We start from the raw sequence: 14,310 nt of genomic DNA on the forward strand, positions 1-14,310 counted from the left end.
CGGCGCTGGGATTCCCGGAGGGAATCGGCTGACCCCGGGCGCTCACCGAAGGCCCGGCCGACGCCGGGGCGGCGGAGGCTTGGCGTGCGGGGCCGACGGAACCGGGTACCGTCTTTGTCATGTTCTTCCAGACGCCGATTTACGAGTGAGAGCGTGACGGGCCCCTGCTGACGTCCTTCGACGTCGCGGGCCCGTCCCCCGCCCGTAAATCCGTAGACCACTTCACATCATCACCGGGAGAACCCGTGACCGACAGCAAGAACATCAACAACCCCGTGGGGCAGGGCGGCGGCCACCGCAAGAAGCTGTCCCGCGCCGAACGGCAGAACAACGGTCCTCACCGCAACCTCGACCGCCAGGGCGCCGCCGACAAGAAGGCGGAGCTGGTGCGCAAGATGCGGGAGAAGGCAGCCGCAGCTGAGGCCGCCGGGCCGGCGAGCGACGACACCGCACAGAGCTGACGCACCTCCGCCGCAGGGCGGCACCGCACGGGGCAGGGCCCGGACCGCGACGCGCGGCCCGGGCCCTGCTGCCGTACCGGGGCTCTGCTGCAAGAGTGTGCCGGGCGTCGCTGCCCCTACGGTCAGCGCGGACCACTGCGCGGTCCCCATCACCGCGCTGCCCACCCCTGTGGTTCTCCGGGGCCGGGGCGTCGGCGCTCAGGCGGCCGGTCGCCACCGAGCCCACGGCCACCGAGCCCACGGCCGCCCCGATACCGGCCGACGCTCACCAGCCCGCGCCCGGCGCGACCCCGCCCCGCACCGCGCTGGTCGCCCGCGCCGCCGCCGAGCTGGTCGGCACCGCAGCCCTGGTCGCGATCGTCGTCGGCTCCGGCATCCAGGCCACCACGCTGACCCAGGACGTGGCCCTGCAGCTGCTGGCCAACTCCACCGCCACCGTCTTCGGCCTCGGCGTTCTGATCGCCCTCCTCGGTCCCGTCTCGGGCGCCCACTTCAACCCGGCGGTGACCTTGGCGGAGTGGTGGACCGCCCGGCGCGGGGGCGCGGGAGTCACCGCGCGCGAGCTCGCCGTGTACGTGCCCTCCCAGATCACCGGCGCCATTGGCGGTGCGATCCTCGCGGACGCGATGTTCGGCGAGCCGCTGGTGAAGTGGTCCACGCACGACCGCTCGGACGGCGGCCTGCTGCTCGGTGAGGTCGTCGCGACGGCCGGGCTGATCCTGCTGATCTTCGGCCTGGCCAAGACCGACAGGCTGCGCTTCGCGCCAGTCGCCATGGCCTCGTACATCGGCGCCGCGTACTGGTTCACCTCCTCCACGTCCTTCGCCAACCCCGCCGTGACCATCGGCCGTGCCTTCACCGACACCTTCGCGGGCATCGCGCCGTCGTCGGTGGCCGGATTCATCGGGATGCAGCTGATCGGTGCGGTCGTGGGGCTGGCGCTGGTCGCGCTGATCTTCATGAAGTCCAAGGACACCGGGGAGTCGTCCGCGGCATGACGCGGCCCACGGATGTGGTGGTGATCGGCGCCCCCGTGGGCGGTCGCGGCCGTATGGGCTCGGATGCTCCGGGCCGAATGTGAGCACCGGAAGGTGCGGTCGCTCACGGGAAATCTTTCCGTCCGTCCCGGGCCAGGGCGGCGGACACGGAGCGCCGGCGGTCGACGAGCAGACCCTCGCGGTCCACGGCCCACCGCCGGGCGGCACCGGTGAGCGTCGCCTGGAGGGTCGCCGTGAGTACGGCGGTGTCGGTGGCGAGCCGGAATTCGCCCGTGCCCACGGCCTCGGTCAGGAGGGCGCCGAAGGCTGCCCCCTGGGCCTGCTGGTCTCCGAGGACCAGCTGCCGGAACTCTGGGTCCGCGGCGATGAATTCGGCGGGAGCGCCCGCGCTCCGGGGCATCTCGCGTTCCGCTCATGCAGTTGAAGGCCGATCCTCAGCCGGCGGCGAAGCTCTTGGGCGGGGCGAAGTGCATGCAGCCGGGGAGGGGTCGGACCTGGCGCCCGACGGCACGCCGTCACCTTCGTGCCGTGGTGGACGGCCCCGGATGGCCCTGGTGGATGAAGGCGGCCCAAGCCGCCGGGCGGTGCAGCTCAGGCCTGCCGGCCAGTTCGTCGAGCAGGCTGCCGCTGAGCGACCCCGGGTTCTCGCGCTCCGGGTCGAGCATCCACATCTGGGCGACGTGGAGCGCGTCCACGGGGCTCAGGCCGTCGACGGTCAGGTAGTGGTGGAACACGGCCATCATCAGGGCCGCGGCCGAGTCCTGGGTCGCCCAACGGGAGCCCACCACGTCCCGCGCGCCGCTCGCCACGAAGGCGGTCGTCAGGGTGAGTGCCTCGTCGTGGTCGCGCTTGCTCAGGTCCGTCTCGCAGGCACTGAGCACGACCAATGGCCCGTCGGGGGCGAGCTGTTCGTCTGTGGCGCGGTCGAGGAGTCGTGAGACGGTCAGCAGGTCGGTGATCCGGTGGTCCGCCGGTCCGTGTTCGTCGGGGGCCAGGCGCAGGGCCGATGTGGTCGGGTTGGTGCCGGCCGAGCCGTGACACGCCACGTGGAGCAGGGACGGGTTCCCGGCGAGGGCGTCCAGGAGGTCGTTCGGGGTGCCGGCCGCCGCGGGTTCGACGGGAGGCTCGTAGAACTCCCCGTACAGGCGCGCCCGCGGGTAGAGGGTCTGCTGGAGCCCCGCCACCTCCAGCTCCGCGTACGGCAGGCTCATGGTGGGGTCCGCCACCAGGACGGGAGCGTCGGCCGGGGCACGCCGGGCACGCCGGACCGTGTTCAGGAACTGGCGGCCGGACGCCGCATAGCTGATGACCATGATCTGGCACACGTAGTCGCGGGGCGCGGCGGCCGGCAGGCGGGCCGCGTGCCAGGGCACGACGCCGAGGCTGCCACAGGGGACCAGCACGATCCTGGGCGGGCCGGGGCGGTCCTTGCGCCGGTTCTCGTTCTCGGCGAGCCGTTCCGCGACGCCGCTCATCACCGGGTGGATCACGGCCTCCGTCGCCCAGTCGAGGAGATCGGACAAGGCGTCCTCCCAGGCCTGCGCGGCCGCGGATGCGCCGGGCCGGGCCTGGTACGCGGCCGCGGTGTCGAGGTACCGCTCCAGGGGGCCGCGCTTGTCTCCGGACAGGAGGGGCAGGGCCCGGACGCCGGTGCCGATGTCCGGGCCCAGTACGACCGCCATCCCCGGCATGGTGCCCTCGCCGGCGAGCAGGTAGACCAGCGCGTCCGCGTCGCCCTCGGCCACCCCGGCCTTGAGCTCGTCGACCGTGGGGGTGCGGAAGAGGGCGCCGTCCCGCTCACGGTGGCCCAGGGCCTCCAGGGCGCGGCGCCTCAGGGAACTGGGCAGTTCCCGGGGGAGCGCGTCGGGTGCCACGGCGCTTGCGGCTCCGGGTACGGGTTCGGGTCCGGGGCCGGATCCGTCCCGGCCGCGCTGCGCTGCTCGCCACTCCCCCGCGAGGTCGTGGTGGCCGCGGGCCTCCAGGAGGTCGGGCACGGCCCGTGAGGCGGACGCCGCTTGCAGCACGAGGGCCCGGCCCAGTTCCAGGGCGGCCACCGCCTCCTCGACCCGGCCCTGGGAGGCGGCCCAGATGGCGGCCTGCACCCCGCGCTCGGCCCCGGACCGCGCGGCCAGCAGGCCGTGGTCCGAGCCGGACTGCAGGACGACGTCACCGGCGAGGGCCCGGAGCGATTCCATCGCCGCGTCCGTGGCGGCGTCCCGGTCGGCCGGGTCCTGCGTGCGGCCCAGGCGGAGGCGGTAGTTCTCCGCGAGCTGCCACAGGGCGGGGAAGGCCATGTGCGACGACCGGCCCTGCCGGACTTCGGCGCGGACGTACTCCAGTCCGCCGATGGCCGCGTCCAGGTCGGCAGGATCGTCGGTGGTGGAGTACCGGAGGCCCGCCGTCATGGCGGCGAGGTATCGGGTGCCCGTCGAGGCGTCCGGGGCCGGCGGGGCGGGGGCGGGCATGAGGTCCGGGGTCTGCCCGAGCACGGCCCGCGCCGCCCGGAGCCCTTCGCGGAACGCCGCGAGCTGCGCCTCGGGAATCACGATGTCCGCATCGGAGCTGCCTTCGAGGGCGGCTTCCTGTTGGAGCAGGCCGCGCACGATCGTCTCGTTGTCGCCGGTGCGCTCGCCGAGCGAGGTGAGTGCGTTGCCGTGGACGAGCATGATCAGCCAACGGAACGGGTGCTCGGCGGGCGTGGAACTTTCGAGCGCGTCCAGTTCGCCCATCAGCCGCAGGTACTCGGCCTCGCTCTCCGCCTCCTCCGCCGCCCGCATCCTGGTGAACAGATCGAACGCGTGGATCGCGACGGTGATGTCGGCCGCCCGGGGGTCGTCGACCGCCTGCCGCGCGAAGTGCTCGACGACCGGTCCCATCTGCCGGAGGGCCTCGCCGCTGTCCGTCCGGCTGCCCCCGAGCGGCCCGGCCGTCTGCAGCACCATGCGTATCAGGTTCTCTATCTCGGAGGACCGCTCGTCCCCGGGCGGCAGGCCGTCGAGGTGCCCGCCCAGCCGCTGGAGAAGCCGGCTGAGGGATTCGGGATCGCCGGTGTTCAACGCCTCCGACAGGCCGAGCAGGGCGGCCAGCGGCGCTCCGGTGAAAGTGCTGTCGGCCTCGGAGGCCGGCGCCGGCGCGTCGGGCGAGTCGGGCACGTCGGCGCCGGGTGCGTCGGGTGCGTCGGCGCCGGGTGCGTCGGGTGCGTCTGGTGCGTCGGGCAGCGACGACATCACGCCCAGCAGCGTCCGCAGCTGATCGCCGAACGGAAAGCCGGGCGGCAGCATGGCCAGGAACGTCTCGGGGTCGGAGAAGTCGCTCCGTGACGCGTACGACAGCATGTCCTGCATCTGCCCCAGCCGATCCCGGAGTTCCGGTGGCACCGGCAACCGCCCGACCTCGGCGGCCAGAGCCGCCATCCGTTCCGCCTCGGCGGCGGCCTCACCGGGTTTCGCCGCCATGGAGCGGTCGAGGACGGGCCAGATGTCCGGGGGCGCCCCGGCCGAGCGGCCCGGCTCCGCGTGACCCGACACCATCAGCAGGAACATCGCCGCCCACTGCCTGCCCTCCTGCGTCATCCGCTCCCCGGCGGCCGTCGTCGGATCCCGCACCTCGTCCAGCAGGCGCCGGGCCCGTTCCGGGTCGTCCGGTGTGCCGCGCCCGGAGGCGTGGCGTGTGGCGAGCAGGCCGCCCAGTACCAGGGTGACCCTGCCGAGCAGCTCCCGGTCGTGATCCAGGAGGTTCCGCAGCGTCGAGAGTTCGGCGACCGAACCATCGAACTCCTCCGCGGACACCGGGTAGTCCTCGCCGCCCCGCCCGACCAGCCGGGCGGCACGTTCGGCCGCTTCCTCGGCCCAGGCCCGAAGTGCCTGGACCCCACCGCTCTCCTCGTCGCCCACCATGTCCCCTACGCCCCCGTCCGCCACGGTGATTCCATCCGGTCGTTCTCGTGGCCCATGATGGCCGCACGGTGACTCCCGTAGTACCTGATGGCCGTCAACCTCCCTTCATCCGACCGCAATTCGACCGGGAGCCACCCGGTCACCGGCCACCGGCGCCGCCGTTCCCGGCCCCGCTGGGCGGCAATCGGGCGAACAGCGGGCGAGGTCCGGGCGCGGCCTTCACCCGGCACGCCAACCGCTGCTTCGCTGTTCGTGCGGGGGAACGGGGGAGGAGGCCGCGTGGACATCGGTGTGGTGACCGCTCCACTGGTGGCTGTCGTGGGCGTCGTCGGCACACTGCTGTCCGCGCTGCTGACCCAGCGGGCGGCCGACCGTAGCCGGCAGCGGGAGCGGCAGCGGGCCGAGGAAGTGTGGGAACGGCGCAGCGAGGCGCAGGAGCTGTGGTCGTGCTACGTGGCGCTCAACACTTCCGGGCGGCACTATCTGGCCGCGCTCACCGACCAGTTGCACGCACTCGGCGACGCCGCGCAGGCGCCGCACGTACGACAGCGGCTCACCGGTGCGCGCGACCACCACCGGGAGGTGTACGCGGAGGCGCAGATGCGGCTCCCGGAGCTGGTGCTCGACCACGCGAGCGCCGTCAGCCACGGCTTGGGGGCGGTCTACGGCATGGTCCGGCGGCTGGACGACGGCGTGCCGCGGCCGGGGGACTCGCCGGCCGCGGCACACGAGGGCATCGAGGCGTTGTGGGCCCGACTGCGGGAGATGCGGCGCGAGATGCGGGCCGATCTGGGTGTCTCCCGGGCGGACTCCGGTCGTCGACGGGGAGAAGCGGGCGAAGTCGGGGCGGCGCCCGCGACGGATCGGCATAGTGGGAGTGATCCAAGAGCTGTTGAGGGCTGCTGAGGCTGTTGGGCTGCGCTGAGGCTGTTGAGGGCTGTGTGGGGGCCCGGAGAGGCGGGATGCCGGTGAGTCGGGAGGAGAGCGGTGGCGTTCAGGGACTTCGTGCCTGGGTGTCGGACGCCGTCGAGCGGGTGAAACGGCAGCTCCCCGGCATGGGCGGCGGCCCGGTGTCGCCGCAGGCCCACACGGCGTCGGTCGCCGAACTCGACCAGCTCGCCCGGCTGCTGGACCACGACGAGGACCTGCGTGGCTCGGTGAACGTGTGGCTGGCGGGTGCCCTGACCCTGCGGGACGCGGCCGGGGCCGGCACGCCCGCGGACCGGGACCGGGCCGAACGGCTGCTGCGGGACGCCCGGGACCGTACGACTCCGCTCGGGGCCGCCGTGACCGAGGAGGACCGGCGGTGGGCGGCGCTGTTCCTGATGGGACACCTCTCGCCGGTCCAGCCACAGCAGGGGGTGCTCGGGATGGTGCCCGATCTCTCCGGCTATCTCGACTGGCTCCAGCGGGCGGGACCCGCCGGGACGATGTCCAGGGCGACGGAGCTCGGCACGCTGATGAACGACGTGGCGGAACTGCCGCTGCCGCCGGAGGTGCTCGGTCCGCTGCGCCAGGCGCAAGGGCTCTTCGCGGCGCCCTCCCCACAGGGGTTCTCCGATCTGCTGGCGGGCATGGTGCCGCCCGGTTCACCGTACGCGGATCAGTTACGCCAGATGATGGACCGGACGTTCGGGGCGATGGCGGCTCCGGGCCCGAACCCCTCCGCGTCCTCGGAGCCGGTGTGGGAGCGGGACCAGGAACCCGAGTCGGAGCCGACTCCGGGCCCACAGCCGCAGACTGACCCGGCGCCCGAGCCGGCCCCCGAGCCCGACCCGGAGCCCGAGCCGGACCCGGAGCCGGAGCCGGAGCCCGAGCCGGAGCCGGAGCCGGAGCCCACGCTCACCCCCGACGCCCTCCGGAACATGATCAGCGCCCTGGACGCCGTCAACGCGACCACCCAAGGGCTCGACTCCGTCCTGCGGAGCGGGGACCCCCGGGCACTCAACGACCTCCTCGACAGGCTGCGCTCGGCGCAGGGCCTGCCGCTGCCGGCCAGTCTGAAGTCGGCGTCGGCCCTGGAGGGGCTGAGGGCGCTCCTGCTCGGCATCAGTCCGGCGGTGGGCGGCACCTATCAGGACCTGGCGGCCGGACGCGCCCACATGGACTCGATCGTCGGACACCTGGAGGGGATCCGCGGATTGCTGCCCCCGGGCGTGGGCGACCCCGCCGTGGTGGGGCGCGCGATGGACATCACCTCGCGGGCGATGGCAGCCAGGGAGACGGAGGACGTCCCCGCGCTCCGGAAGCTCCTGGAAGAGGCCGAAGCCCTGGCGGCGGACGTCCCCGAGGGTGATCCGCTCCGGTTCGCGGTCGACGCGGCCCTCGGCGCGGTGCACGGCTCGCTCGGCATCGTGACCCGGGACAAGGAGGCACTGCTGCGAGCCACGCCCCACATCGAGGAGGCGATGACCCGCGCCAAGGAGAGCGGCCTGCCCTTCGCCGACGAGGTGCCCGCGCCGCGTACGCAGGACTTCCGCATGATCCACGACGCCCTCACCGGACAGACGACCCCCGTACCCGCTCACGTCCCCCCTCCCCCGGACGCCTCGATGGAGGACCTCTACACCTCCACGCTGTCCCTGGGCGTGCGCTTCGACCGCGACCGTGACCCGGCCGTGCTCGACACCTGGATCGACGAACTCGAACGGCTCCGGGTCGGCGTACGGGAGGGCAAGGCGCCGCGGATCGCCGCCGACGCGCTGTGGCAGCTGGCCGAGTCGTACCACCTGCGCAACCTCCTCACGGAGGACGAGCCCGACCCGGCGGACACCCGCGTCCTCGAAGCCGCCGAGGAGGCGCTGATGGCGCTCGCCGCCGACGTCCTCCTCCAGACGGGCGCCGAACACGGGCTGCTGGCCGCCCGTACCGGGGCGAGCCGAGGCGTCCGGGCGGCCCGGATGGCGGCCTCGTACGGCAAGCTGCACGAGGCCGTGGCCGCCCTGGAGATGGGCCGGGCCCTGGTCCTGCAGGGGGCCTCCACCTCGTCGGCCGTACCCGAACTCCTGGAGGCCGCCGGGCGCCACGAGCTCGCCGAGGCCTGGCGGGCGGCGGCAGGTACCCGAGACGGTGCGGGCGACGCCGGAGAGGTTCCGGGCCTGCTGCCGAGCACGGTGCGCCGCGAGGCCCTCGACGCCCTCGGCTACCGCCGGGAGGGCGGCCTGCTGGGCACGCCCACGCTCAGCGACCTCGCGGACGGGCTCGCCGACGCGGGCGCGGACGTACTCCTCTACCTGGTGGCCGGCGACGTGCAGGGACCGGGCCTGGTGATCGCGGTGGGGCCGGAGCTCGGCGCCGGCGCGGGCGCCCTGCCCGTCCTGACCGACGTCGAGGACGGCCCCCTGGCGCGGTACGTGGACGCGGCGGCGGCACGGGACGCCGATCCGGACAACGCCTCCCTCGCCCATGAATGGGAGGAGGCCCTGGAGGAGTTGTGCGACTGGGCCTTCCAGGCGCTCGGCCCGGTCCTCGGCGGTATCGAGGACCGGCTGGCGGAGGCCGACGAAGGGCGGGAGGACCGGCCGCTCCGCGTCGTCCTGGTGCCCTGCGGGCGCCTGGGCATCGTCCCCTGGCACGCCGCGCGCTTCCCGGCCGGGGCGGAGCATGAGCGCCTCTGCCAGGCGGTGGTCATCAGCTACGCGGCGTCCGGCAGCCAGTTCCTGCGGACGGTGAAGCGGGCGCCGCGGGACCCGGCGGCAGCCCCCGTGCTGGTGGCCGACCCGCTGATGAGCCTGGAATACGCCGACATGGAGGTCACCGCCCTGCGGGACGCCTTCTATCCGGATGCCCGGGTGTGCGGCGCGCTCTACGACGTGGAACCGGGAGAGCTGCCGCCCGGCACGCCCGAGGCCGTCCTCGGGTTCCTCACGGACGGCACCTCCCTGCTGCACGTGGTCTCGCACGGAGCGGCGGGCACCCGCCCCACGGTCTCCGCCCTGGACCTCGCAGCCGACGGGGAGGGCACACCGGCCCCGTTGACGGTGACCAGGCTGCTCGACCGGGAGGAGCAACAGGACGCCTCCGACGGGCCGTTGGTCGTCCTGAGCGCCTGCCAGACAGATCTGAGCAAACGTGACCACGACGAGGCACTGACCCTGGCCACGGCGTTCGTCGCCGCCGGAGCGCGGGACGTCGTGGGTTCGCGGTGGCTGGCCGAGGACAGCGCGTCGGCGCTGCTGATGGCGGTGTTCCACCACCACCTCGTCGTCGACGGGCTCAGCCCCGTGGACGCCTTGCGGGCCGCGCAGTTGTGGATGCTCGACCCGCACCGCAAGAACCCGGGCTCCCTCCAGGGCGACCTGCTCAGGGAGATGGAACGACAGGGACGGGAACGGACCGCGCTCTGGGCCGCCTTCGGCCATCAGGGACATCCGGGCCCGGGCCCGGGCCCGGGCCCGAGCCCGAGCCCGACGAACACGGAAGAAGGGACAGCATGAACGAGGAGGGCCGCGGACCATCCGCGGAGCCGCTGCTCGCCCTGATCGGCGAACACCGGGAGTCCATCCGTGCGGCGCTCGACGACGAACAGCACGCACTGCTGCTCACCCGGCTGAGCGCGCTCGCCGCGGCGCCGCCGGACAGCGTCATGGCGGTCCGCAGGGCGCTCCAGGGCGTCAAGCTGGCCTTGCGGCCGCTGCCGTTCGACCATCCGGTACGCGCCGCCCTGGCCGGGGTACGGCTGGTCGCCGCGCCCCCCGGCCCGGCGACCGTGACGGACGCGCTGGCGCTGGTCAACCTGATGGCGGCCGGGGCCCAGGAACCCGACACGGAACCCGACGCGACGCCCGCCCGGGAGCCCGTGACGGAACCCGACCCGCTGCTCCGGGAGCCGGCTCTCTCGGCGGCCGAGGTGACGGCGCGCTGCGGTGGCGCGCCGCCACCCGAACTGATCAGACTGCCGGACCCGCCGAACGGCGACCGCTACCCGGAGTTCCAGTTCCCGTCCGGCGGCGGCACACCGCACGCGGTCGTCCTTCAGGTCAACCGGCTGCTCCTGGCGGACATCGACCCCCTGGGCGCCGCGTCCTGGTGGCTAGGCGGCAACAGTTGGCTGGGCGCGACTCCCGCATCGCTCCTGGGACGGCTGCCCGACCACGAACTCGTCTGTGCGGTCACCGCACTCGTGGAGGGGGAGTGATGAGCAACGTCCCGCCCGTGATCAGGTTCTTCCCCATGATCGAGGACGAACTGAAACCCAATCTTGAGGTGATCCCGGCCGGCACGGAGCTGTGGCGGGTGCACCAGTCCAAGTACAGGCCGGTCCAGTTCAACCCGAGACTCGCGGACATCCACCTCAAGGGCGGCCGTTTCGAGGGCACGGTGCTGGACCCGTACCGCAGCCTGTACGTGGCCGATTCCGCCCTGACGGCCGTCGCGGAAAGCCTGTTGCGTTCGGTGCCGTTCCTGCCGACCGGGAAGAGGAAGATCCCGTACGCCTTCGTCCACGGCAGGACCCTGAGCGTGCTGCGCACCACGCGCGAGCTGACCTTGGTCTCACTGATCGAGGAGAAGGACCTGGCCGCCGTCCATCAGACCGCCGACCTGCTGGACGACGAGAGGAGCTATCCGATGGCACGGCGCTGGACGAGCGAGATCCGGGCGCAAGCACCCGAGGCCATGGGGCTGGTCTGGCAGTCCCGCCGGAACCGGCCCAAGCACTCCATGGTGCTCTTCCACGATCGTTTCGAGGACTGCCACTGCGGAGCCCTGGAGGTGCTGCCGGAACAGGGGATCGCGGACCTCGGTTCCCGCGAGGGCGTCGACGAGCTGGACCGGCTCCTCGACCCACTGCGGGCGGAGGTGTCGAAGCCCATCACGTGGTGACGCACACGGACGTTCGGTTCCGGCTTGTCCGCCTGTGAAGGGTGATGCCATCGTGGGCGCATGGCATCACCTTCTGATTACGCCTTACTCCTGGCCGAGTTGAAGGAGGTCAGGCGCGCGGGACTGATCCGTCTGAGGGGGCGTGCACTGCCCGCGTTGGAGGCGGCGGCGGAGGCGGTCGCCCCGGCCGGCGTCCGGACACCGGGTGCGCCCATGGAGGTGTTGCTGCGGAGCGCGGTGGCGCGCCTGGACGCGGGGACGCTGCGCACCGCCGCCGAGTACACCCTGGGGCTGGCCCAGGGGACCCGGGACTGGCCGGCGTCCTCCCGTAGGGCCAGGGCGGCGTCGGTCTACGGGGTGAGTGTCGAGCGGTTCCGCAAGGACCAGGAGGTGATGGTCCTCGGCCAGGTCGCCGAGCACATCGTGCGGCTGACGGCGGACGCGGCCGGGCCGGACCCGGGCGCGGCCGTGGTGGACGGGGGCGGCGTGGGGACCCATCGGTCCGTGGAGGTCCGGGCGGCCGGCCGGGACGTCCGGCTCACCGTGCACGTGCACCCCGTGGACCTGCTGCGTGACGTGGACGTGGTCGTCTCCCCGTCCAACGTCTACTTCGCGCTGCCCGAGGCGTACAAGTCCTCCATCGCCGCGTCGCTGCGACGGGCGGCTTCCGTGCACGGGGTCACCGGTGAGGTGCTCGCGGACCCGCTGCCGGCCGAGTTGCACGAGTGGGCCGAGCGGCACGGCACTTCGGGGCGGGCGGTGCGGCCCGGCACGGTGGCGGCCACCGGGGCGGGGGCCCTGGCCGCACAGGGCATCCGGCGGATCTACCACGCGGCGATCGCGGTGCCCCGGGCCGGGACCAACGACTACGACGTGCTGCCGGCCGACGTCACCCGGGCGGTGTCCCGGACGCTGGCGGTACTCGCCGAGGAGCGGGACCTCCACGTGCCGCCGCTGCGTTCGGTGTGCTTCCCGCTGCTCGGCTCGGGCCGCGGCGGACTGGAGTACGAGGTCAGCCTGGGTGCCGTATGGGCGGCTGTGGAAGCCGACTTGGCGCGCGGGGCGCGCTGGGACGTCCACTTCGTGGTGCGCACGCCCGAGGCGGCGGCGCTGGTGGAGCGCATCCCGGCCGGAATTCGCCCGGCGCACGCCCGGAGGCCGACCGGCTGACCCGGTGGAATGGAAGGGCGCCCCGGTGCGTACGAGGGGGCACCGGGGCGACGCATCGGGGTACGGGGGGATCTTCGTGTGGGTAATCTCTGCTGACGCGCTCCTAGTTGATGCCGAGTCACCTAGCGTGGACGCATGAGCGGTGGGATGGAGAAGTGGGGTCATGGGGCACCGGGCCGGATCATCACCTGGCCTGCGCCCGACGCGTACGTCCTGGTCGAAGGTGTGCTCCTGCGCATGCTCCCGGACTCCCCGGGGATGGCGCCGGGCACGGAGGTCGTCGTGCGCTACGACGCCTCGCGACACCGGCTCCTCGCGCGCGAAGCGGGTCGGGCGGACGAGGCGGACGAGAGCGGGGCGGCCGGGGATGAGTGAGTACGACTTCGGACTGGCGCAGGGCTATGACGAGCGGCAGCCCGTCGTCCTGCTCCTCGACACCTCGGCCTCCATGGGCCGCCCGGCCGGGAGCCCCCGGATCGACGAGCTCAGCGACGCGCTGGTCCGCTGGTTCGACGGGGTACGGGCGGAACCGAGGCTGCGCGCGCGGGTGGAGGTGTGCCTGATCACCTTCGATTCACGGGTGCGGGTCTTCGACCCGGACCGGGAACGGCTGGTACCGGTCGAGGAGGCCGGCCCGGACCGGCTCTTCGTACCGGTGGACCGGATGCGCCCGCCCCGGCTGGAGGCGTCCGGACTCACCCGGATGACGGAGGCCGTCGAGACGGCGCTCGACCTGGCCCGGTCGCGCCACCGGGCCTTGCAGGACCAACAGGTCCAGGTGCGCCGGCCGTTCCTGTGGGTGCTGACGGACGGCGCGCCGAGCGACGCGAACGGGGAGGCGATGGACCCCGCCGCCCTGGCCGGTACGGCGGAGAAGGTGCGCCGCGGCGAGGAGCGGGGCGAATGCGTCCTCCAGGCGATCGGCGTACGCGGCGCGGACCTGGAGCTGCTGCGGGTCCTGACGCCCAAGGGCGCGCTGATGCTGGAGGGCCTGGACTTCGGGCAGATCCTCGATGTGCTGTTCCAGAGCTCGGACCGGGTCGGGGCGGGGCAGGCCGCCGACGAGATCCACAGGCAGGTGGCCGACCGCGCGGAGCACGAGCGGCGCATGCGACTGCTCGAGGAGAGGGTTCGGTGATCGTGGCGGGGGCCGCCGTCCAGGGGACCGCGCACCTGGCCCGCGGACAGGGATGCCAGGATGCCTTCAAGGCGGTCGACCTGGGTTCGACCGCCGTGCTCGCCGTCGCGGACGGCGCAGGCGGCCGGGAGCGCAGCGCGCTCGGCGCGCACATCGCGGTGGACGCCGCCTGCCGGGTCCTGGCCGCGGACATCCCGGAGGTGGAGGACGCCCCGGAGACGTGGACGGGGTGGATCGCGGCGGCCGGCGCCAGGGTGGTCGGGGACTATCGGCGGGCCGTGGAGGGCGTGCTGGCGGCGGCCGACCCGTCGGAGCCGGTGGACGCGGGCGCGCTGGCCGCCACGCTTGCCGCGGCGGTGGTACGGCCGCCCTGGGTGGCGTTCCTCTCGGTCGGCGACTGCTTCGGGACGGTTCTGACCCATGGGACCGATGGGACCGATGGGACCGGACCGGCCGGACAGACTGCCGAGCGGTGCCATCTGGTCCTTCCGCCGCCCCCTCCCGGCGCGCCGGAGACGGTCTTCCTCTCCTCGCCCGGGGCCGCCCTGCGATTACGGTCGTTCGTGCTGTGGGAGCCGCGGTTGAGCGGGGTCGTCCTCGCCACCGACGGCTGCGCGTCCCTCACCCTCGACCACCCCTCGGTCCGAGAACTCCCGCCCGAGGCGGGGCCATTGCCCGCCGAGCGGTTCTTCTGCGGGCTCGCCGCGACGCTCCGCGGCAACGGCGGTGACGCCGCCCCCTTACGCGCCCTGCTCTCCGGCCCCGAGGCGGCACGGACCGGCGACGACCTGACCGTGCTCTGCGCCCTGACGGACGGCAGGTGA

The 14,310-nt window shown here is 73.6% G+C and carries 12 protein-coding genes; 10 read left to right on the forward strand and 2 right to left on the reverse strand.

Annotated features, from left to right (window positions below; all coding sequences use genetic code 11):
• The first annotated feature begins 245 nt into the window (after positions 1-245).
• Positions 246-461 (forward strand): DUF6243 family protein, encoded by a 216-nt coding sequence (locus ACFYOB_RS13475; protein WP_388559041.1) that lies wholly within the window; start codon positions 246-248, stop codon positions 459-461.
• Between the two features lie 167 nt (positions 462-628).
• Positions 629-1,459, forward strand: a complete 831-nt coding sequence (locus ACFYOB_RS13480) for an aquaporin (RefSeq protein WP_388559514.1) — start codon at positions 629-631, stop codon at positions 1,457-1,459.
• A gap of 103 nt (positions 1,460-1,562) precedes the next feature.
• Here ACFYOB_RS13480 and ACFYOB_RS13485 read toward each other — a convergent pair whose 3' ends face one another.
• Both ACFYOB_RS13485 and ACFYOB_RS13490 read right to left on the reverse strand, forming a co-directional pair.
• On the reverse strand, positions 1,563-1,859 hold the full coding sequence (locus tag ACFYOB_RS13485) for a hypothetical protein (protein ID WP_388559044.1): 297 nt from the start codon (positions 1,857-1,859) through the stop codon (positions 1,563-1,565).
• Between the two features lie 115 nt (positions 1,860-1,974).
• Positions 1,975-5,379, reverse strand: a complete 3,405-nt coding sequence (locus ACFYOB_RS13490; RefSeq protein ID WP_388559047.1) for a CHAT domain-containing protein — start codon at positions 5,377-5,379, stop codon at positions 1,975-1,977.
• Positions 5,380-5,634: 255 nt separating this feature from the next.
• Here ACFYOB_RS13490 and ACFYOB_RS13495 point away from each other — a divergent pair, with 255 nt between their 5' ends.
• The 8 genes from ACFYOB_RS13495 (at position 5,635) to ACFYOB_RS13530 (ending at position 14,310) form a co-directional block, all read left to right on the forward strand.
• Positions 5,635-6,261, forward strand: a complete 627-nt coding sequence (locus ACFYOB_RS13495; protein ID WP_388559050.1) for a hypothetical protein — start codon at positions 5,635-5,637, stop codon at positions 6,259-6,261.
• Between the two features lie 107 nt (positions 6,262-6,368).
• A complete protein-coding gene (locus tag ACFYOB_RS13500; RefSeq protein WP_388559053.1) occupies positions 6,369-9,791 on the forward strand; it encodes a CHAT domain-containing protein in 3,423 nt (1,140 codons plus the stop codon).
• Positions 9,788-10,492, forward strand: a complete 705-nt coding sequence (locus tag ACFYOB_RS13505; RefSeq protein ID WP_388559056.1) for a hypothetical protein — start codon at positions 9,788-9,790, stop codon at positions 10,490-10,492. Before ACFYOB_RS13500 ends, ACFYOB_RS13505 begins: the two co-directional genes overlap by 4 nt.
• Positions 10,492-11,178: an RES family NAD+ phosphorylase gene (locus ACFYOB_RS13510; protein WP_388559059.1), complete on the forward strand. Its 687-nt coding sequence runs from the start codon at positions 10,492-10,494 to the stop codon at positions 11,176-11,178. The genes ACFYOB_RS13505 and ACFYOB_RS13510 overlap by 1 nt, the downstream gene beginning before the upstream one ends.
• 60 nt (positions 11,179-11,238) lie before the next feature.
• Positions 11,239-12,348, forward strand: coding sequence for a hypothetical protein (locus tag ACFYOB_RS13515; RefSeq protein ID WP_388559062.1), 1,110 nt, complete (start codon positions 11,239-11,241; stop codon positions 12,346-12,348).
• 135 nt (positions 12,349-12,483) lie between these two features.
• On the forward strand, positions 12,484-12,723 hold the full coding sequence (locus ACFYOB_RS13520; protein WP_388559065.1) for a hypothetical protein: 240 nt from the start codon (positions 12,484-12,486) through the stop codon (positions 12,721-12,723).
• A complete protein-coding gene (locus tag ACFYOB_RS13525; protein ID WP_388559068.1) occupies positions 12,716-13,486 on the forward strand; it encodes a hypothetical protein in 771 nt (256 codons plus the stop codon). The genes ACFYOB_RS13520 and ACFYOB_RS13525 overlap by 8 nt, the downstream gene beginning before the upstream one ends.
• Positions 13,483-14,310 (forward strand): protein phosphatase 2C domain-containing protein, encoded by an 828-nt coding sequence (locus ACFYOB_RS13530; protein ID WP_388559071.1) that lies wholly within the window; start codon positions 13,483-13,485, stop codon positions 14,308-14,310. Before ACFYOB_RS13525 ends, ACFYOB_RS13530 begins: the two co-directional genes overlap by 4 nt.

The organism is Streptomyces sp. NPDC006463, from assembly GCF_042870715.1.
GTDB lineage: Bacteria > Actinomycetota > Actinomycetes > Streptomycetales > Streptomycetaceae > Streptomyces.